This window comes from Providencia sp. LY12, assembly GCF_057621555.1.
Window position 1 is genome coordinate 3,282,663 of sequence record NZ_CM172594.1, and the last position, 21,407, is coordinate 3,304,069.

Annotated in this window: 12 protein-coding genes; 5 read left to right on the plus strand and 7 right to left on the minus strand. The window is 40.7% G+C overall.

From position 1 onward, the window contains the following. Nucleotides 1-17: 17 nt before the first annotated feature. Both dnaX and apt read right to left on the minus strand, forming a co-directional pair. Nucleotides 18-1,964: a DNA polymerase III subunit gamma/tau gene (gene dnaX / locus ACY3ZI_RS15770; RefSeq protein WP_487375481.1), complete on the minus strand. Its 1,947-nt coding sequence runs from the start codon at nucleotides 1,962-1,964 to the stop codon at nucleotides 18-20. Between the two features lie 118 nt (nucleotides 1,965-2,082). Beyond that, complete coding sequence (apt, locus tag ACY3ZI_RS15775) at nucleotides 2,083-2,634, minus strand: adenine phosphoribosyltransferase (RefSeq protein ID WP_036952557.1); 552 nt, start codon at nucleotides 2,632-2,634, stop codon at nucleotides 2,083-2,085. 143 nt (nucleotides 2,635-2,777) lie between these two features. On the opposite strand from apt, the gene priC reads away from it, so the two are divergent. Together priC and ACY3ZI_RS15785 are read left to right on the plus strand one after the other, a co-directional pair. Next, nucleotides 2,778-3,326, plus strand: coding sequence for a primosomal replication protein PriC (gene priC, locus ACY3ZI_RS15780; protein WP_211887784.1), 549 nt, complete (start codon nucleotides 2,778-2,780; stop codon nucleotides 3,324-3,326). A gap of 10 nt (nucleotides 3,327-3,336) precedes the next feature. After that, nucleotides 3,337-3,507: a DUF2496 domain-containing protein gene (locus ACY3ZI_RS15785; RefSeq protein ID WP_036952561.1), complete on the plus strand. Its 171-nt coding sequence runs from the start codon at nucleotides 3,337-3,339 to the stop codon at nucleotides 3,505-3,507. Nucleotides 3,508-3,519: 12 nt separating this feature from the next. On the opposite strand, the gene mscK is transcribed toward ACY3ZI_RS15785, so the two are convergent. The 3 genes from mscK to acrR all read right to left on the minus strand — a co-directional run bounded on the left by mscK (nucleotide 3,520) and on the right by acrR (nucleotide 8,083). Then, nucleotides 3,520-6,909 (minus strand): mechanosensitive channel MscK, encoded by a 3,390-nt coding sequence (mscK, locus tag ACY3ZI_RS15790; protein WP_487375482.1) that lies wholly within the window; start codon nucleotides 6,907-6,909, stop codon nucleotides 3,520-3,522. A 157-nt stretch (nucleotides 6,910-7,066) separates the two neighbouring features. Continuing rightward, on the minus strand, nucleotides 7,067-7,420 hold the full coding sequence (locus tag ACY3ZI_RS15795) for a DsrE/DsrF/TusD sulfur relay family protein (protein WP_036952565.1): 354 nt from the start codon (nucleotides 7,418-7,420) through the stop codon (nucleotides 7,067-7,069). Nucleotides 7,421-7,432: 12 nt separating this feature from the next. Next, nucleotides 7,433-8,083 (minus strand): multidrug efflux transporter transcriptional repressor AcrR, encoded by a 651-nt coding sequence (acrR, locus tag ACY3ZI_RS15800; protein WP_036952567.1) that lies wholly within the window; start codon nucleotides 8,081-8,083, stop codon nucleotides 7,433-7,435. A 134-nt stretch (nucleotides 8,084-8,217) separates the two neighbouring features. Between acrR and ACY3ZI_RS15805 the strand changes: the two genes are divergently transcribed. Both ACY3ZI_RS15805 and ACY3ZI_RS15810 read left to right on the plus strand, forming a co-directional pair. Next, nucleotides 8,218-9,408 (plus strand): efflux RND transporter periplasmic adaptor subunit, encoded by a 1,191-nt coding sequence (locus ACY3ZI_RS15805; RefSeq protein WP_036952569.1) that lies wholly within the window; start codon nucleotides 8,218-8,220, stop codon nucleotides 9,406-9,408. Nucleotides 9,409-9,423: 15 nt separating this feature from the next. After that, nucleotides 9,424-12,582 (plus strand): efflux RND transporter permease subunit, encoded by a 3,159-nt coding sequence (locus ACY3ZI_RS15810; protein ID WP_036952571.1) that lies wholly within the window; start codon nucleotides 9,424-9,426, stop codon nucleotides 12,580-12,582. A 68-nt stretch (nucleotides 12,583-12,650) separates the two neighbouring features. On the opposite strand, the gene ACY3ZI_RS15815 is transcribed toward ACY3ZI_RS15810, so the two are convergent. Next, a complete protein-coding gene (locus ACY3ZI_RS15815; RefSeq protein WP_487375483.1) occupies nucleotides 12,651-18,953 on the minus strand; it encodes a TcdA/TcdB pore-forming domain-containing protein in 6,303 nt (2,100 codons plus the stop codon). 282 nt (nucleotides 18,954-19,235) lie between these two features. Here ACY3ZI_RS15815 and ACY3ZI_RS15820 point away from each other — a divergent pair, with 282 nt between their 5' ends. Further along, nucleotides 19,236-19,862: a hypothetical protein gene (locus tag ACY3ZI_RS15820; protein WP_487375484.1), complete on the plus strand. Its 627-nt coding sequence runs from the start codon at nucleotides 19,236-19,238 to the stop codon at nucleotides 19,860-19,862. A 130-nt stretch (nucleotides 19,863-19,992) separates the two neighbouring features. Here the strand turns inward: ACY3ZI_RS15820 and ACY3ZI_RS15825 are convergent, their stop codons facing one another. Next, complete coding sequence (locus ACY3ZI_RS15825; protein ID WP_487375485.1) at nucleotides 19,993-21,378, minus strand: SLC13 family permease; 1,386 nt, start codon at nucleotides 21,376-21,378, stop codon at nucleotides 19,993-19,995. Nucleotides 21,379-21,407 lie beyond the last annotated feature (29 nt).

Sequence of the window (21,407 nt, forward strand, 5' to 3'; positions counted from 1 at the left end):
GATTCGCAACTGTAGCGTTAAACGGGGCGAATACTCTCTTCATCCAACTGCGCATCAAACATGGCGCGCAATTTTTGAATTGTTTTATCCGCAATAATAGACTGACGGGCTTGCGCCAGTTTCTCTTCATAAATCGCCTGACGCCATTCCAGCGGCGTTTTCACCGCCGTATTATCATCGTGAACGATTTTCAGTTCAACAGGGCGACCATAATGTTCACTCAACGCATCTTGCAACGCTTTTAGGGCGTTAGGTTTATCAAGATGGCGTTGAGCGGAGCGCAAGTGCAATACAATTTGCGACTCGTTCAATTCTTCTTTATATGAATTCAAAGCCAATTGTTCAACTAGCTTCGGAATATTTAATTGCGCGATTTCCCTCGACCAACTATCACGCTCGCGCCCTTCTTCGGTGATTTTGATTGCTAATTCAGGGGTTTTTTCATATTCCAACGCCTCTTTGATCTCAGTTGGCGTTGTCACTGTGTCTTTTGCGTCGAGAACCTCACCATTTTGAGGCTTCCACTGGTAAGGTTTCGGCTTCGCAGGCTTTGTTTTCTGTGACGCTTTTTCCATCACATTTTGCTGATGTTTGCTGGTTACCGCGGCCAGCCGTTCAAGTGCTGAAACCGCCGGCTTAGCCCTTTCGGACGTCACCGGATGAGTCTTTTTTGGACTCGGATCCTCACTTTGTGGCGTTTGTAGTGCCTGTCTGGCTTTCAATAGCTGCAATGTTGGGCTATTTTCCGGCAAGTTCTCTGCGCTCGCCGGTTGCGGGGCTGGGTGCCTTACCGTTGATGGTGCTGGCTCCGGCTGAAAAGCAGGTGCTGGCGCTCTTGAAACTAATTTCGGCGGCAACTCCACTTCTTCAATAATACTCTTTGGGTGGAAGGCTAACGCTCTTAATAGCGCCATTTCCACGCCCATGCGTCTTTCTGGTGCGAATGTCAGTTCTTTACGCCCCACCAGCAAGGTTTGGTAGAAAAGTTGAAGATCCGCTGGGGAAATTAATCGTGCTACTTGTCTTAGGCGCCCTTCCGTAGAGGAAGGGTCCGTTTCTTGCTCCGCTGGCAGCAATTGGATCATCGCGATACGATGAAGCTGAGAGAGAATTTCAATCAGTAAGTTTTCCCAATCAGCGCCACGGGAAGCAGCTTGCTCCACTTGAGCCATCACGCCAAGACCATCTGCACGAACGAGGGCTTCAATAATGGCAAGAGGCTGTTCATCGTCAAGCGTACCCAACATTTGGCTCACGATATCCGCAGTGACCTTACCTTGCCCCATAGCAATCGCTTGGTCAGTCAAGCTCAACGCATCACGCAAACTACCGTCTGCCGCGCGGGCAATCAACTGACGAGCACGAGTATCGTGCTCAATATTTTCTGCATTTAGGATCAACTCAAGCTGTTCACTGATTTGTGGGACATCCAGCGCTTTCAGGTGAAACTGTAAGCAGCGGGATAAAATCGTGACAGGCAGTTTTTGCGGATCAGTCGTGGCAAGTAAAAATTTGACGTGTTCCGGCGGCTCTTCCAGTGTTTTAAGCAGTGCATTAAAACTGTGGCGCGACAACATGTGAACTTCGTCAATGAGGTAAACTTTAAAGCGACCACGCGCTGGCGCGTACTGGACGTTATCCAGTAACTCTCGCGTATCTTCGACTTTAGTGCGTGATGCCGCATCAATCTCAATCAGGTCAACAAATCGCCCCTGTTCAATTTCCAAACAGTTGGCGCATTTTCCGCAAGGTGTCGCCGTGATCCCCGTTTCGCAGTTTAACCCTTTGGCAAACAAACGGGCGATCGTGGTTTTCCCGACACCGCGGGTACCCGAGAAAAGATAAGCGTGATGAAGCCGTTGGTGCTCAAGCCCATTAGCAAGTGCAGTCAACACATGCTGCTGACCAACAACGTCTGAAAATTTTTGGGGGCGCCACTTACGGGCAAGTACCTGATAGCTCATGGATTCCACTGTTATTCAACATGGGACATTGATAAATATAATAATAGTACCATGCTACCACAGCCTCAACCCATTGGGCGAGACTGCAGTAAAAATAGTAAGAAGAGTGCGGAGCAGATTAGTGGCCAGGGAACTCAACAAGACTATAGGAAGTAACGCCTTCTTTGGCTAAACGCTCTACACCACCTAAATCTGGCAGTCCGATAACGAAAGCAGCATCCACCACTTTTGCGCCTAGCTGTTTGATCATTTTCACGGTCGCTTCGACAGTACCGCCGGTTGCTAGCAGGTCATCCACCACCAGCACGTTGTCTTGTGCGGTAATGCTGTCTTTGTGGATTTCCAGTGTGTCGGTGCCGTACTCCAGATCATACGTCATACTTAAAACTTCACGCGGTAATTTGCCTTTTTTACGCACAGGCACAAAACCTACGCCTAAGCGTAATGCAACAGGAGCGCCGAACAGGAAACCACGGGCTTCAGTACCAACAATTTTGGTCACACCTTTGTTTTGATAATGCTCAACCAGCATATCGATTGTCGCTTGATAAGCCGCCGGGTCATTTAACAGTGTGGTAATATCGCGAAACAGCACACCCTCTTTTGGATAGTTAGGGATAGTCGCGATACTTTCTTTAATCAATTGCAGTTGTTGCTCTTTAGCGGTCATAATAAAAACCAATATAGTAAATACGAAAGGGTAGAATCTATGCAAACTACCATCAAAATGCAATAAGGAGCCGTCTATTTGCTGTAAGTTTTATTGTTGGATATCAATATTCCGCCACTTTTCACATTTATTGAGAATAAAAAATGAAAACACAGGCTCTGTTAGAGGCATTGAGAAAGCAGATTGATGAATTAGCGGTGCGTGTCGCTCCCATCAAAGACCATGAGTTTTCACACTCCCGATTTGATATGCAGCTATTTAGCCATAAATCCACCAAGCTGGGTGATTGCCAAAAAGAGCTCAATACCTTGTATCAGCAATTGTGTAATAGCGTTGCCCTGAACCATGCCCAGCAAGTGAATTTTTTAACCGAAAAAATCGTGCATCAAATGCAAGCTATCTCCCGAGAACTGTCTACACAAGGGCTACGGGAAAAAGAAGATTCTTTTCGGACGAAAAAGGAACAGGTTGATTTATATGAACGTTTATCACAACATCAAGATTATGAACGCCGTTTACAGGCGATGGTGAGCGAAAAAGAACTCTATTTAAGTGGCTTAACTGACTCACATTTACAGCACCAATGCCAAAAAGAACTCGCCGCATTAGCCGGTCGTTTATACCGTTGTAGACAAGCATTAATGCGAATTGAAAAAGCCATCGAGCACCAAGAAAACCAATTTTTTGATTAGAGGATCGTGAATGGAAACACTGGACACTGCACCACTCGAAACCCAGCTCGCAGTAGATTTAATTTACTTGTTAGAATCGGCTGAAGTTGATACCAACACAGTCCTAAAAGCATTAGAGATGGTTAAGCAGGATTATCTCAACAAACAGGCCGCCGAAGCAGCCTGTCAGAATGATAATTAACGCAGGTTATTTTTAATCGCCATTTTTATCATTATCTTTATCTTTGATAATCTTGGTCACCTCCTGTACTTCATCCCCTTGATTGTTATGCAAATGCACTTCCAATTGATTGAAGGCGATATTGATATCGTTTTCACGACATAACCTATCAATTTCACGGTTCACTTCATCACTGGTGATAGTACGCTCACCGATTTGGCGCACATAAAAACGTAATTCGTGATCCAATGTACTGGCACCAAAACTTAAGAAGTATGCCGCTGGCGCAGGATCCGTCATCACTTTACTGTTAGAAGCTGCCGCTTGCAGCAATACGCGCTTCACTTTTTCCAGATCGGAACCATATGCAACACCTAAAGAGACCGTAATTCGCGTGACCGTGTCTGAGAGCGACCAGTTGATTAAGCGCTCCGTAACGAATGCTTTGTTCGGGATGATCACCTCTTTGCGATCGAAATCCACAATCGTGGTGGCACGAATACGGATCTTACTGATCGTTCCTGAGTAAGTCCCGATGGTGACGGTATCTCCAATACGAATCGGTCTTTCGAACAGCAAAATAATCCCCGAAACAAAGTTCGCAAAAATTTCCTGTAAACCAAAACCGAGACCAACGGTTAAGGCTGCAGCTAACCATTGCAACTGATTCCACGTGACCCCTATCATCCCAAGGGATGCTATTGCCCCGATGCTGACAATCACATAGGTCAACATGGTGGTGATGGCATAGGTGGAACCTTGGCGCAGTTTGAGGCGCGATAACACCAATACTTCCAATAACCCAGGTAAGTTGCGCGTCATGATCCACGCTACCACCACGATGACTACGGCTAAAATCAGGTTGGCCAAAGTCACATGCTGCATGATATTCGCCCCTTCCGCTGATGTTGCGGTATAGCTCCAGAGTTGGACGCTATCGAGGAAGGAGAAAATCGTAATAAAATCAGACCAAATGGCGTAAAACGCAAATGCAAAGATAATAAACAGCACCATTGTGGTTAAGCGCAGCGACTGCTGGCTAATCAACTCAATGGTCATTGGCGGCTCTTTGATAGGCTCGTTTTCAGTCTCTTCTTGCTGTTTTGACTGCGCTCGACGCTCAAGCGCACGCTTATACGCCAGTTTTCTCGCCCCTAAACTTAAGCCTCGCAAGCAGACATTATACGTGATGTACCAAAGCACCAGCAGGTACAAGCTATCTAACCAACGGTTGGCTAAACGGAGGGTGGTGTAATAGTAACCCGCAATCATCAAACCGATTAAAATTAGCGGTGAGAATGTCAGTAGCGTGATCAAAATCGAGCGCGTTAAGTGGCTACCCGTTTCCGTCCAAACCTGTTTACAGAACGGAATGGTAAAAATACACAATAATAATAAACAGATAGAAACCACGAGCTGCCCAATCACATCCTCAGATACCTTCAGTGGGTTAATCATACCGTAGGTGGAAAAGAAGATAAGCGGGATCAGCGGTACCGATAAACGCACCATTCGACGACGCATACGCTGGGCATTTTCATGCTCAATGTTAAAGTGTTTTTCGGCTATACCTTGCGGTTTTAACACCCTGAACGTTAGTTCAAATAGCGCCCAGAAAATAGCGAGTTGCAAGAAATAAGACCAAATAAACTCCCCTTGCAGGTTACCAGTTTTTAAGAACCAGTAACCAATGGCGATAACCACTAATGAGATTGGGATGGTTTGCAGCAACGTGAGAAACAGAGCCAGCGGTGTATTCAATACGCTGTCGTTACGCAGGCTGTATAAACGCTGGTCAATGTCATGCAGACGCTGAGTAATTTTTCGATTCAACCAGATAAAAATCAGTGCTGCCAATAATAAAGGGATCGTTACCCACAGCGAGCTAATCAGCCCTTTTTTCAGGCTAGAGAATGAAAAATCAAAATCGAGGTGAGTTAATTGATTTGTGGCCGCTTCTGGGAACGCTTTTAACCACTCAATATCCATCGGCTTATTACTGTTTACCCAGAAAATCTGCTGAGCCAAGGTATGTTCAAGCGAACTGACTACACTCAATAATTGGTTTTGATCCAGTTGCAAATTAATGGCTTGGGAAATTTGCCCGCCTAGCTGTAAATTCAATTCATCCAATAATTCACGGCGAACATCCAGGATTTTTACCAGTGCCGCTTTATCTTCAGGGGTAAACAAGTGAGCATTTTCTTGCTCTCCGACCTTAACTGCTTGCTCATGCTCAAGATTATTAATGTAATCCGTAGGTTGATATAACGCATCACGCTGCTGGTTAATATCAAATTGCTCCAAACGCAGGTCAGCGATGGTGACAGGTAAGTTTTTGGTTAGGATATCCGCGGGTAAATCAATTTGTTGCTGAAAAAGAATTCGCGATAGCAGCAAACTTCCGCGTAATACGTTGATTTGCTCTTTTAAGTTTCGTTCAGACTGTGTGGCGCGTTCTAACCAAGTTTTTACTCGGATACCATTTTGCACCATTTTGTTGCCGTCTTGAGTCACTTCAATCAAGCGGTTGCTCAGCTTGTTATTGATCTCCACCTCTTTTTGAATAATCGGATTTTGCTGTACGGCATCATCCGTAGAGGTGTTTTGTGCTTCACGGACTGTCGATTGGGAATCACTAAGACGCTCTTTGCTAATCGCTTCTTGGATCACCTGAATTCGAGCATCGAGTTGCTCAATGTACGCCGCCGTGTAATCACGCTGTTTCTGTAAAACATCTTGGAGTTGCGTATTGGCTTGAAGAACGCGCTTTTGAAATTCGTTTTGCTGCTGTAGAAGGTATTGCTCGAGTTGCAGCATATTCAATTGCGTGGTGCGCAGCTTGTTGGAGTCAGTCAATGTGCTGTTAAGTTCATTGCGGATCTCTTGCAATCGTCTGGCATTGTCCAACATGATAGCTTGGGCGCGCTCAGGTTGAGTTTGTAAACCGATCAGTTGACTGTTGTATGTGGCGAGATCATTTTGCTCCGCTTGCAGGTTATCCAAATGGGTTGCCAACATGGACTCTAATTGTTGCAGGCTGCTATTTTCAATTTGGTGCTGAAAGTTAATATCAGGATTTTCATTCTGATTTTTTATTTGTAATAAACCCTGAACCGCTTTTTTTGACTCTTCACCGGAGTGACTTAATTTTTTTTGCAGTTCGTCTGAGCGCTGATCAAGTTTTTCCAGTTCATCATAATAATTTAATGACTTTTCCAAATCGGCAATAGCGAGTTTATCTTCTTGCCCCGCATTATTTTTTTTATTTAGCGAATTGAGCTCTGTTTTTATCTCGTTTTTGCTGGGAAGGTTATTAATTGTTGCAGCGGAAATTTGAAAAGAGAAAAAAGTGATGGCAAATGCCAAAAATATTCTGATTGAATATAACCACACTTTTCTATGTTGCATCAGTGAGCCCATGATATCTCGTTGTGATCCTACTATTATTTAGCACTTAAATTGTTTAACGCTAATATGCTTGCTTCTAATAAACTCGGTTCTAACTTGCGCTTTGAGCTGCAATTTTGACAAGCCGCAGCTCAATTCTCAAAAATCTTTTTAATCAATGGCGATAAAATTAAAAGGTGAGAACTTTTTCAGCGTCTAATGTCCACGCAGCCAAATCAACTAATGTACCGATTTCGACACCATCAATTAATGGCAGCTCACTGATACCACGGGCATCAGTGCAAGTTTTGCATAATTTAACAGGGACATTTTGCGCGGTTAAAATCTCTAACATTTGCTGAAGGTTATACCCTTCTTTCGGTTTTTGTGCGGTGATCCCGGCAGTGACAGCATCGGACATTAGGAAAATTTTCAGGTCGGTTTGAGGGTGTTGCTCTTTTATCGTGATGGCTAAGCGCAGAGAGTTAAACAACATTTCACTTCCGTAAGGCGCGCCATTCGCAATGATCAAAATGGATGACATGGTTTTCTCCGATTATTCGTTTGGCGTCGGTTTGACTCGCAGCGAAACGCTATTTTTGAGCGTTTCTAATAGAGTATCAACTAACGTCGTTGTATGTGCGTCTATAATAAAACGCTCTGGCTGTAATAACCAGTTTTCAAGTAAGCCCGACATCAGTGCGCGGATCATAACCGCACTACACGCTAAATCTAAATCGGCAGGAAGTTGCCCTGCATCCACACAGTCACGTAAATTCTTAATAATCCGCTGTTCGCTTGCCAGATAATTTTCACGTTTAAAATCAACGACAGAAGCCATTTCTCCGACGAGCTCACATTTTAAGAAAAAGATTTCCATTAACGCGCGGTTTTTAGGAGTACTAATAAAATCCGTAAGAATATATATTAGCAATTCTCTTAGTATTAAAAGTGGATCATTGGTATATTTCGAACGATAATAATCCTCAGCTTGAGTAATTTGATTATCGCTAAATTCGCAGGCTTGATGGAACAGATCCACCTTATTTTTAAAATGCCAATATATAGCTCCACGGGTAACGCCCGCAGCTTTGGCTATATCGGCTAATGATGTGGCTGTTACTCCTCGTTCAGAAAATGTTTTGATGGCTGCATCTAATATTTCCTGACGGGTTTCTTCAGCCTGTTGTTTAGTTTTTCGTGCCATTGACGCTCGTTTTTATCGAAAGCTGATTTACATACATTAGTGTATGTTTGTACTATAGCATAGTGATAAATCATATAATTTGCTTTTTTTCTTAATTTTGTTTTGAACTCATATCGATTAATTGAGGTTAACTTATGCGAAAAAACAGAGGGGTGTTACCTCTGGCTCTGTTGGTCCTTTCAGGCGGCTTAGCGTTATCTGGTTGTAACGAAGAACAGAAAGGTGGCGGTGAACGCCCGGCGCCTGATGTAGGAATTGTTACGCTGAAAGCTGAACCTCTGACCATTAAGACCGAACTCCCAGGCCGTACATCTGCATTTCGTATTGCAGAGGTTCGCCCACAAGTAAGTGGCATCATCCTAAAACGTAACTACAAAGAAGGTAGCGATGTTGAGGCTGGCGTATCGTTATATCAAATCGACCCGGCACCTTTCCAAGCAACCTACAATAGTGCTAAAGCAGAATTAGCCAAAGCGCAAGCAAATGCTAATCTCGCCGCATTAACTGTTAAACGTTATAAGCCACTGCTTGGCACGAATTACATTAGCCGACAAGAATACGATCAAGCGAACTCAACGTATGCTCAATCACTGGCTGCAGTAAAAGCGGCTGAAGCGGCAGTTGAAACAGCACGTATTAATTTGAATTACACCAAAGTCACTGCCCCTATCAGTGGACGTACTGGTAAATCCAACGTGACTGAAGGTGCTTTAGTTTCAGCTGGTCAAGCAACTGAACTGATGCGCGTTCAACAGTTAGATCCTATCTACGTGGATGTCACTCAGTCGAGCGAAGATTTCTTACGTTTAAAAGCTGAAATCGAAAATGGTGCTCTGCAAAAAGAACCGGGTAAAGCGCCTGTTAGCTTAGTCATTAATGGCGGGCAAGAATACGCGCAGAAAGGGCAATTAGAGTTTTCTGACGTTACTGTCGATGAAACCACAGGTTCCATCACGATGCGTGCAGTATTCCCTAACCCGAACAAAGAGCTGATGCCGGGTATGTTTGTTCGCGCTATTTTAGAAGATGGTGTGAAAGAAAACGCGATTTTAGTCCCACAACAAGGTGTTGCACGTACTCCGCAAGGTGATGCGCAAGTGATGGTTGTTGGCGCTGAAAACAAAGTTGAAGTACGCAAAGTACAAGTCGCACAAGCGATTGGCAACAACTGGTTAGTAACTGAAGGCATGAAAGATGGCGACCGTGTCATTGTGATTGGCTTACAGAAAATCAAACCAGGTATGGTTGTTGTGCCGAAGCAAGCAAACTTAGAAACCCAATCCATTGTAGACACTCAGGCAAAACCTGAAACCGCGTCTAAATAAGGGAGCGATTGATTAATGCCTAAGTTTTTTATAGATAGACCAATTTTTGCGTGGGTAATTGCGATTATCACCATGCTTGCGGGTCTGCTGGCAATTATCAAGTTACCTGTCGCTCAGTATCCGACGATTGCACCGCCGGCTGTTTCCATTTCAGCTAACTACCCAGGGGCGGATGCGTCAACGGTACAAAATACGGTGACCCAAGTTATCGAACAGAATATGAACGGTATCGATAACTTGGTGTATATGTCATCAACCAGTGATTCATCAGGTTCAGCAAGTATTACGCTGACTTTTGAAGCGGGTACTGATGGCGATATCGCCCAAGTACAGGTACAGAATAAGCTGCAATTGGCTATGCCACTTTTACCTCAAGAAGTACAGCAACAAGGTATTAGTGTGGATAAGTCAACCAGCTCATTCTTAATGGTTGCAGGCTTTATTTCTAAAGACGGTTCAATGGGTCAATACGACATTGCCGACTACGTAGGTTCGAATATTAAAGACCCTCTTAGTCGTGTTAATGGTGTTGGTGAAACCCAGCTGTTTGGTACCCAATATGCAATGCGTATTTGGTTAAAACCAGAGCAACTTGTCAAGTACAACATGGCAACTTCGGATGTCATTAATGCGATTCGTGTACAGAACAACCAAGTTGCAGCCGGTCAATTAGGGGGAACTCCTCCTGTTGGCGGCCAGCGTTTGAACGTATCAATTATTGCTCAAACTCGCTTAAGCAACGTTGAAGAGTTTTCTAACATCTTATTACGCGTGAACCAAGATGGTTCTCAAGTTCGTTTGAAAGATGTCGCTACTGTTCAATTAGGTGCGGAAAACTACAGTACAATTGCTCGTTTTAACGGCATGCCAGCTGCGGGTATTGGTATTAAACTCGCAACGGGCGCAAACGCACTGGATACGGCAAATAACGTCCGTGCAGCATTAGCTGATATGGAACCGTTCTTCCCTGAAGGACTAGAAGTTGTTTACCCGTACGATACAACGCCATTCGTTAAGATTTCAATTAACGAAGTAGTTAAAACGCTGGTCGAAGCAATTATGTTGGTTGTTGTGGTTATGTATCTGTTCTTGCAGAACATCCGTGCAACATTGATCCCAACAATCGCGGTACCAGTGGTGCTGTTAGGTACCTTTGCTATCTTGTCAGCCTTTGGCTACTCGATAAACACCTTAACCATGTTCGCGATGGTACTTGCCATCGGTCTTCTCGTGGATGACGCTATCGTTGTGGTTGAAAACGTTGAGCGTGTAATGCAAGAAGAAGGTCTGCCACCAAAAGAGGCGACCAAAAAATCCATGGGGCAAATTCAAGGTGCTCTGGTCGGTATTGCAATGGTGCTGTCTGCGGTATTTATCCCAATGGCCTTCTTCGGCGGGTCTACAGGGGCAATTTACCGTCAGTTCTCTATCACCATCGTTTCATCGATGCTGCTATCAGTATTAGTTGCGATGATCCTGACCCCTGCACTGTGTGCAACTATGTTGAAGCCAATTGAAAAAGGCAGCCATGGTTCCACAAAAGGGTTCTTTGGATGGTTTAACCGCGTATTTGAAAAGCAAGCTCACCATTACACAGACAGCGTAAGCCGTATGTTGAATGGTACAGGTCGTTACCTTGTGATCTACGTTTTACTGGTAGTGGGTATGGCATTTATGTTCGTTCGTCTGCCATCATCATTCTTACCAGCAGAAGACCAAGGGGTGTTCTTATCCATGGTGCAGTTACCACCAGGATCAACTCAAGAGCAAACCGAGGTCATCTTGGATGAAGTGAGTAATTACTTCAGAGTAGATGAAGGTAAAAACGTTGAGTCTGTATTTACTGTTGGTGGCTTTAGCTTTGCAGGTGCAGGGCAAAACATGGGTCTTGCGTTCGTCGTTCTGAAAAACTGGGATGAGCGTAAAGGTGACGAAAACCATGTGGATGCGATTGTTGCACGTGCAAACGCAGCACTATCCAAAAAACAAGGCGCCTTCATTTATGCCTTTAACTTACCAGCAATCGTCGAATTAGGAACATCAAACGGTTTTGACTTTGAGTTGGTAGATAAAGCAGGTTTAGGTCATGAAAAACTGATGGAAGCACGTAATCAGTTACTTGGACTAGCCGCTCAGCACCCTGAAATTTTGCAAGGTGTACGCCCGAATGGTCAAGATGATACCTCACAGTATCGAATCTACATTGACCAGCAAAAAGCACAGGCGCAAGGCGTTGCGATCAGCGATATCAACGCAACTCTCAGCTCCGTGTTTGGTGGATCGTACGTCAATGACTTTATCGACCGTGGTCGTGTGAAGAAAGTTTACGTACAAGGTGACGCGGAAAGTCGTATGTTGCCGTCAGATATCAGCAACCTGTATGTTCGTAATAACCAAGGAAAAATGGTGCCATTCTCGGCATTCTTAGATACATCTAAAGATCCTTGGAAATACGGTTCACCACGTTTAGAACGTTATAACGGTGTTCCAGCGATGAACATTCAAGGTCAAGCAACAGAAGGTCAAAGTACCGGTGCTGCAATGTTGATGATGGAAAAACTGACCACCGAAAACCTACCTGCGGGTATCGGTTATGAGTGGACAGGTATGTCGTATCAAGAGCGTTTGTCTGGTAACCAGGCACCTGCCCTGTATGCGATTTCCCTGATTGTTGTATTCCTGTGTCTGGCTGCACTGTATGAAAGCTGGTCTGTACCGTTCTCGGTTATGTTAGTGGTTCCACTTGGGGTTATCGGTGCGTTACTCTTCACCTCAGTCCGAGGCTTAGATAACGACGTTTACTTCAAAGTAGGTCTGTTAACCACCATTGGGTTATCGGCGAAGAACGCAATCTTGATTGTTGAATTCGCCAAAGACTTGATGGAGAAAGAAGGTAAAGGATTGATTGAAGCAACATTAGATGCAGTTAAAATGCGTCTAAGACCAATCCTGATGACATCACTGGCATTTATGCTGGGTGTTATCCCTCTAGTATTCAGTAATGGTGCAGGTTCTGCGGCACAAAACTCCGTTGGTACAGGTGTACTCGGTGGTATGTTCGCAGCAACATCATTGGCTATCTTCTTCGTTCCGGTATTCTTTGTGGTGATCCGTCGCCGCTTTGCAAAGGCACCAGAACACGTTGATAACAATCAGCCACCAGCAGCTCATTAATCGCTAGTGCGTTAAAAAAGCCCCCTTAATTGGGGGCTTTTCATTTATATGACTGCCATCAATAGCATTTAGTGTGTTTTATATTGAATCATATCTATAGGAGAGATCTCTGAGCCTAACGTATTCATCTGTACATTATCATATTGTAAATAACTAAAATCTTTGTTTAATGTTATTTGACTACAACTTTCAGCTAAAAAAGCCAGCTCTTCATTACATCGTGGTTTCTCTTCAAAATAGCTTGATAAATACATAGCGCCACGATGATCGGTAACCACTTCTGCAAGTTCACTGACATTTAAAATGCCATCATCAAAATGAACCATTAAATGTCGGCTATTTGATGAATTATCACCATAAATATTATGCAAAATTAATGAAGTCTGATTAATAGAGTCCGTAAAAATTAAATCATTATTCAGTCGATTAACAAAAATTGCATTACTCTTCGCGTTTATTGGTACGACAAGATAATCCATTTGCTTATCTTGTGATTGATTATCAATAACAATCGTTTGATGGCTTTGCCAATCTTCTATTTTCAAGTGATAAGTATCTTTACCTTCCCCACCACTCAATATTAATGTCTTAACTGTATTTAACTGTCTTGGCGCAAGAATATCATCATGATTTGTTCCTTTAATAATAAAGGATGAGCCTAATGGTTCACTTTTTGATAATGGATGAAAAATAATTTGGCCTTCTCGAGAAGATAACATTAACCCTCCATTTATTTTCTGAACATTTTCAAGAGAGACATCTGGATATAATTCAATATATTCTGGTAAATGTTCCGAAGGTTTTAAAGATTTATCATCATCAAACATAGTCGCTAGCAGCACACTAGAGATTGCCTTTTGTTGATATAATGTTTTGGCTTGTGTATCAAAAATAATTCCACTGTCATTATGAAAGTCAAAACCCAAAAACTGTAATGTATTTTCAGATGGTAAAGACTCACTAACAATCACTTTTCCTTTGAAATACCACGCTGATAAAGATTGTTTTCCATCTTTTCCTTTTAAACCAAACAGTGTGATTGGATGAGGTTCATTAATAAAACCGCTTAAATTAGCCCAATTAAAGGATTCATTTTCAAACCAGTTTTTATTTATTGCAACTGTATCTGCACTACCATTAACATTAAGTTGTTTCACCACTCCGCTTTTTTGGATGACTAATAAATTACCATGCCAATCAAAAACTGTTTCTATTTCATCAAAGCTTAATCGCTTAGCGGTTGGATTCTTAAGATCAATATCCTTTTGCCCTAGCCCTTCTTGACGAAAAATTGTATCTGACTCTTTGCTATAAAAGAAAAAGACCTCGTCTCCATTATCATCAAATAGACTACCTACCAATGTAAGATCGGTTGGTGGTTTCCAGTTCCAAGTATCCGTAACTGGATCAAACTTATAAAAATATGCGCCTGCTATTTTTAATAATGTAGGCTCTGTATTTGCCGTCCTAAATTGACTCTCAATTTCTGCCAGCCTCCATTTGTTTGTAAAACCAGCATAAGCAGGACCTAATACATCCTTGAAAGGTTCACCATTTGCGAGCCTACTATTCATATAAGCTAATTCGTCAGGGTTAGTAGAAAACCATTGCATTACTTGATATATGTTGGCGATTTCCTTTTGGTCATAATCATTTGGCCTGGCTAAATTAGGTTTTATTAATACACCGTCACAAGTACGTAGCCAATAAACAGACTGGAAACCTAAATAGTTTGTATCTTTTATCATCACCGTTGGAGCGAGGTTTGGTGCAGGAGCTGTTATTAACGATGTTATTTTTGATGCATTTTTATCATCCTTACTCGCTCTAATATAGTTATCATTGACTAAGTAATCATGATTTACAAAATATTTTTTCTGCTGTGGTGACAGAACTGGATTTATTTTTGTTAGTTTTTCCATTAAAATAAAGTCATTAGAAATACTCACTAATTCCAATTGATTACCCACTAAATGATAAACCACATTCACTTCACTTCGTCTACTTCTATTTTTTAACTCAACAATAATCACATTGTTTTTTATTGATATATTTTCAATATTTGAGTTATCACCTAAAATATCAAAGAAATCAAACCTATCATATAACTCACTATTACTTATATTAGTTAACCATATAACACCTTCATTTTCAGAATAAAAATATGCGATATTTTCAATAGTAGCAATTAAAGTTGAAGATTGATTTTCTTTATTTAATGAATTGGTATATAGCATGCGCTGGTTAGTGACATCATAAAATGCCCTGCCAACATTCATTCCATTAACTTGATAATTATCGATAATAACATATTGTTTATGTAACTGATTTTTATTAGCTAAATCATAAAGATGAGATTTAATGGTGCTTTTTTCCGAATCCCACAGTTTACCATTCAGACGAACAATATCTATGGTTTTGTTATTAAAATCAATTTCTCTGATCTCATGCTGACTATTTATAATCTGAAATTTATTGGACTTAGCCGTACCATCAATATAAATAGCTACATTACCAATTTTTATATTGTCATCATTAACTTTAATTCTCTGCTCTTTATTATCATCGATATAACTGGCATCAATAATCCATGTAGATTGGCTAGTCGTAAGAGGAGATTGCTTCAGTATTAAAGAAGCGCCTTGATTTATTGTAATCTGATATTCCCCTCCACTTCCTGTAATTGTATGCTCTATATAGCCATGCCAAGATTCTGGAAGCATAGGAACAATTAAATGTTTATTTTTAGAATCTAAAACAACTGAAATAGGCGTGAAAACATACTCAGGCTTTAATTCTGATATAGCATATTCTAGAGCACAATAAAAATAGTCAAAATAAAACTGATAATCCTCCTCTATTTTTCTAAGAACCGAAAAACCATAGTCGTTACGACTTGTAACACCAAAAAAAGAAGAATATTTGTAACTTAAATAACATTCAGGTATTACAGGCAGAACCATCACATTCGATTGGAAGGGATCAAATTTCACTTCATTTTGCGAAATACCAACTGATTCTCTAATATTAATCGCTTCATCTTTATTGATATCAGCTCGTGGACGTGATTGAAAATCGTGTAAAACACTATGTCCAAAAATCCATGTTCTTTTTTCACCACGATAAATATAGTGACTACCCAGCGTAAAGCTCCCATCAAGAAAGTTAATTTCCTTAATAACAACGCCTTCTGTTGGAATTAATAATTTTTTTTCCTCATCATAACTGATAGCTGCATTCTGATAATTCTCTTTATACTGAGCAAAAATAACCCCAACTTCTAACGTTTCTTGTGCATGACGCTCATTAATTTTGACTAATTCAGTGATACCAATTCCAAGACCCGTTAAAGGCACAGCTAATGGCATAGCAACACCAGCAACAGTTTCAGCTCCCAATAGCGAAGCCCCATATCCCACGACGCTTGTCGTTAGAGCAGCTGAATCAAACGCCAACTGAGTCCCAATGATAGTTTTCTGCGGTTCATTTTCTGCATTTGCAAGTTCATAAATATCAAACCCGACCATTGCCCCTTGAAAAATCGCACCAACTCCTTCATTTGCTGTTCGTAAAATTGATGATGAAAAACTATTTATTTCTGTTTTTACAACCTCAGCCCCCTCCTTCCAAAGCGTTCCCGCTAAACGACCAATCCGTGATACATCATTCAACGCCCCATGAGCCATCATTGTATAACTCACATATGCATGGATTTTCAATGCACTCTCTAAGTTAGAAGGATTACCTGAAGCCACTGACTGGCGATTACGATTTGCTGACCATTCAATCAATGTCTTAATACCAATGGCTGAATTAAGTCCATCCACATGCTCAGTATCAGAAAGACACCCTTCATGTTGTAACTCTAAATCGTTAAATGTGTAATGCTCACTAAAAGAACGCATTGACTCATAAGAATATTGTTTAAATTCAAAAAACGTTTTGTCGTAGGTTTCAATCCAACGGGAAGATTCTTCGTTGTTTTTATGAACAAACTGAATTTGATACCGCCCATCCTCTAGTTTATCTGTGCTCGCAAAAACAGGTAGCCAGTGCTCATCTAATTGATTCTCTTGCGTGATTTTATCGAGTGATGATTCTAAGCGACCTCCCCATTGTTCCGCTTTTAAAATACTCAAAGACGATTTTATTTGCCTATCTTTTGCCAATAAACTTTGATTTTCGATAAAGTTTATTGTTTCTTGACGCCTCGGAATAACCTCAGACAACTCAGAGGAAGACACTAAATCTTCGACTTTTAACCCTGAGCCAACATCTACGTTTGCCATTTGCTCTACGTCAATCGAAACGAGATCAAAAACAGGTACAGACTCTTCCATTAACACATCGTATTGATATGCCATTTTTTCTTCGATCAAAAAATTATTTAATGAATTAAATAATTTCTTAGGATTATCAAGGACATAAATCCAAAAATTTGGATCATAAAAATAGTAATGAGCTTTACCATTATAATTTTTTCTCCCTATTAGCATTGAATGGCTTTGGGTATTTAAGGCATACATCTGAGTCCCATTAGATTCAATGAGTAGTTTTTTTATCTCCCTTAAATTAAGTAGACCAATTGAAGAAGAAGCTCCTACAGCTTGCGTATTAAAATGTAAGTTTTGCAGTGATGATCTCAATAAAACTGAGTTTCTCTCTTCCGGTGATGCCGCTGCAATAAATAGCTTATTAAAAAGCTCATCAGAACCATAAGTACCATCATGTAGCGCTAATGCAACAGACATAGATCTAACGAGAGGATAGCAGCGCCCTCCTTCATCATCGCCCATTAATGGTAAATAGAAATTTTGAGGCGCAAGGCGCTGATAAATGCTTCCCCCATTCTGAAATAGGGTGTTTGTTTTTAATGTGAAATTTAAAATATTTTCTATGTATTCAGACTCTTCCTTTATTTTAATATATTGAGATAAAGCACCACACTCATTAGCACTTAATCCTCCCTTAATATAAAGCTCTCGCATTTCTGATGAAGACATTTGATCATCAAAACCACGGATTGTGACTTCACTATAATTTTTAATACCTTGCTTAAAATCAACGTGACTATTCCATATATCCGTTTCTAATATAGTCTTATATCTTTCTCTATTTTTGGTAAATTCAGATTGAATACCTGATTTTATACTCGCTTGGTTTACGTTAATCACAGCGTCTTCACCATGGTTGTTTTTTATTTGTAACCATAGCCAACTACGTTCTACAGATAAACTTTTAGATAGAATAGAGTTATACTTTTGCTTATAATATTCTTTCAACCCCTGATTCAATTCAATAATTTTATTTAATTCATCTATTCTAACTTTATCTTCATGAGTGATTTCTGTTTGACTTAACTCGGTTCTTTTATTTTGTAAGCTACGAAGTTCCTTTTTTGCAGCCTCTATTTTTATATCTATTTTTTCTCTCTCAATATTGAGATTTTTTTTTATTTCATTTTGAAGATTTACCCAAGGAAGAATTGCGGGATGTTGTGATGAAAAGTCACCGCCCTCATAAACACCATCTTCAATATGCCCCGTATCAATATTAAAATCCCGAGCAAGATTCACTAATTCTTGGTGAGTATCACTACGGTATCGATTAAATTTCTCTAGATTTGATTGAGATAATTCTTCATCTGGATATAACTGACTTATTGTTTGACCTTGTGTTCGTCGTTGTGGTGTGGGAATGCCATTAATAACCTCATATTGCTGACGCTGTAAAATTAACTCCCATTGACCTTCATGAAACCTCATATAAACCATTGCCAAACCTTCATCTGTCCCGGCAACTTGGTAATCAATAAAATCAAATGCCATGACCACATTGTCATATAATATCGAGCTATTAACTCTTCCATCATGGTACACACGATACGTAGTATCATTATATTTTGTAACGATAACTGAGCATCCCGTTAAAGAGCCAGTAAAGAGAAAGCTCTCTTCCGCTGCCTGTATAGGAATGTCAACATAAGCTGGTTTTGTACTTGATTGATTAGCACCGTTATACCCTAAAAAGTAAGCATTAGCTGTTAGCTCTGGGTTAAGGTTTGAAGCACTGGAGATAGGCTCAATGGTGTAAGTATTTGGTGATTTCTGAGTAAATTTTACGAAACCTTGTGAGGGTAGTAACCCCTTTTTTATCATGTCATCAGCACTAATCGTATTAACATTAGAGAACGATATCGCATTTTCCTTGAATAGCTTAATATCTTGACTTGCAGAAGTTTCTTGAGCTGGTCTATTCCACCAAAAAGGTGATCTTAACGCCAAATCACGTAATGCCTGAGATATGATTCTAGGGTTAATGTTATTTTTTTTAGAATAAAAAGCAGATGAACAATGAAAATCAATTTTCATTTCTATAACTCCATTTATTTAATAAAAAAATTCAATAATTAAAACATTATTCTAATTTTAATTATTACACAATAATTTTAAATAAATAACAAAATCCATCTGTAAAATTAAATTTAAGATTAAATATAAAACCACACTAGTTAATTTTCATTAAAAATAGAGGTGTTAAATAGCTTTGGTGTTTTTAATAGCTCCCTCTTATTTTTTGATAACGTCAGAATAGAAAATTAGCATTATAGTCATCTGCGTTAAGGACATTTAATAGCAAGGAACTTATAACAGATGATTCACACAATAATGCTAACGAAACCCTTTCTGCTCAGTTGGAATATTCTTTCAACAATAGTCATTGAGCATAATTTTTTCTTGAGTAATGAGAATCATGGTCAGCGGAGTTTGGCCATTCAAATCGCCAAGATGATGTGGGCGAAAATACCCAAAATGGAGAACCGCTTTCCAAAACAACGAGTCATAAAGCTAGTTAATTCAAATTCATCTAGCCAATCCTCATTATCCTCATCTTTTCAATTAGCAAAACCTGTCTTGTTTGCTAATCGCTCCAATCATCAAAACACCCCTTTTATCACTTCTTCGAAACAACACAACTTCAATCCATCAAACACTCTATTCACTCCCCTTCATGACGGTATTTTGAGTGCAGCTCGTTATATGAAAATCGAGACTTTTCATCAACAAGCACACCATCTTGTGACAGACAAGGATGTCACGATTTTCGGTAATATCTGCCCTCTTGAAAGCCATCAAACATTATGCAAAGCATGTCTTCTTTGCCCGCAAAATATAATTGATATTAAAGGATTCACTCAAACTAGAAATTCCTCACTACGTGGAAATAGTGAGATTTCAATATTCAGAACAGGAGCATTTCAGCTAGGGAAGAACCAATAGATGCTTGCCATATCAACAGCATCAGAAATAAAAACGGCCTCATTTTCTGAGGCCGTACTATTATTACGTTGCTATTTACTGTATTGCGCTTTATTAACAACGTCTATTTTGTTGAATTTTCCGAGGGCTATTACAGCCAGAAGAACCAAGCAAATAAAGAGATGACAATGATACATGCCACGTTCAATACAGCACCTACACGTACCATTTCAATTTGTCGAATATAACCCGAACCAAATACAATCGCATTCGGTGGTGTCGCGACAGGTAACATAAAGGCACAAGATGCACCGATACCGATAATCATGGTTAACGCCATAACAGGCATACCTAATGCTTCCGCAACCGTTGCAAAGATTGGAACCAACAGTGCCGCACTGGCTGTATTACTGGTAAATTCCGTCAGGATGATAATAAAAGTCGTCACCGCAAGAATGATTACAAACCAATGACTTTCACCAAATGTCATTTGCATCCAATCTGCCATAATTTTACTTGCACCAGATGAGCTTAAAATCGCGCTCAGTGTCAAGCCACCACCAAACAGCATCAATACGCCCCACTCGGTATTTTTCTGGATTTGTGACCAACTCGCCACACCCGTAATACCGATTAATACTGCCGCGCTCAATGCAATGATGGTATCTAAATCTTTCACACCACCAAGAGCATCACTAATAAATGTACTCGTGATCCAGCAAACAACCGCTAATAAGAAGATACTCATTGCGGTAATACGTTTGCCATTCCATTCAACTTTTTCTAATTCAATTTCAAAACGATGTTTTAAGTTTGGGCGCAGCATCATATACATCAAAACAAACATCATTGGCAGTAAAACTACCATGATTGGAATACCGTATTTCATCCATGACAGGAAATCTAAGCCAAGAGCAGAAGCTGCAATTGCGTTCGGTGGGCTACCTACGATGGTTCCTAAGCCACCAATACTGGCACTATAAGCCACACCCAATAATACAAATACAAACGTATTGCGCTCATGGCGAACATCAAGGTTAGAAAGAATACCTAAAACCAGCGGTAACATCATTGCGGCAGTTGCCGTGTTACTGATCCACATCGATAACCCTGCGGTCACCCCGAACAGCAAAATCACTGCAACAGATAAGCGTCCACGAGCTGCCATCAGCAGGCGATTAGCAATCAGGCGGTCAAGACCTTGAATATGCAATGCAGTTGCTAATGCAAATCCACCAAAGAATAAGAAGATAATTGGGTTTGCGAATGCTTTTAAAGCATCTCCTGTTCCCATTAATCCAAGACCTACCGCCAACAATGGGATACAAAGTGCGGTAATGGTCACGTGAATAGCCTCTGTCAGCCAAAGCACACCGACAAAAACCATTAAGGCCAGCCCAGCGTTTGCTTTGTCATCAAAAGGCAAATATTTCAACAGTAAAATCAGTAATACAACATCAATAGCTAAAATTATCCAACCACGCTTATTAGAAGGGGTTGGAGGAACTGCTGGTGTCAAAGATTCAGAAGCATCCATGTTTACTCCATAGCTCGGAAGCAATTTAA

Bases quoted from the DNA above. Each gene is read 5' to 3' on its own strand.
- mscK (WP_487375482.1), bottom strand. From the start codon at position 6,909: ATGGGCTCACTGATGCAACATAGAAAAGTGTGGTTATATTCAATCAGA.
- ACY3ZI_RS15825 (WP_487375485.1), bottom strand. From the start codon at position 21,378: ATGGATGCTTCTGAATCTTTGACACCAGCAGTTCCTCCAACCCCTTCT.
- priC (WP_211887784.1), top strand. From the start codon at position 2,778: ATGAAAACACAGGCTCTGTTAGAGGCATTGAGAAAGCAGATTGATGAA.
- ACY3ZI_RS15795 (WP_036952565.1), bottom strand. From the start codon at position 7,420: ATGTCATCCATTTTGATCATTGCGAATGGCGCGCCTTACGGAAGTGAA.
- ACY3ZI_RS15810 (WP_036952571.1), top strand. From the start codon at position 9,424: ATGCCTAAGTTTTTTATAGATAGACCAATTTTTGCGTGGGTAATTGCG.
- ACY3ZI_RS15805 (WP_036952569.1), top strand. From the start codon at position 8,218: ATGCGAAAAAACAGAGGGGTGTTACCTCTGGCTCTGTTGGTCCTTTCA.
- dnaX (WP_487375481.1), bottom strand. From the start codon at position 1,964: ATGAGCTATCAGGTACTTGCCCGTAAGTGGCGCCCCCAAAAATTTTCA.
- acrR (WP_036952567.1), bottom strand. From the start codon at position 8,083: ATGGCACGAAAAACTAAACAACAGGCTGAAGAAACCCGTCAGGAAATA.
- ACY3ZI_RS15815 (WP_487375483.1), bottom strand. From the start codon at position 18,953: ATGAAAATTGATTTTCATTGTTCATCTGCTTTTTATTCTAAAAAAAAT.
- apt (WP_036952557.1), bottom strand. From the start codon at position 2,634: ATGACCGCTAAAGAGCAACAACTGCAATTGATTAAAGAAAGTATCGCG.
- ACY3ZI_RS15820 (WP_487375484.1), top strand. From the start codon at position 19,236: ATGATTCACACAATAATGCTAACGAAACCCTTTCTGCTCAGTTGGAAT.
- ACY3ZI_RS15785 (WP_036952561.1), top strand. From the start codon at position 3,337: ATGGAAACACTGGACACTGCACCACTCGAAACCCAGCTCGCAGTAGAT.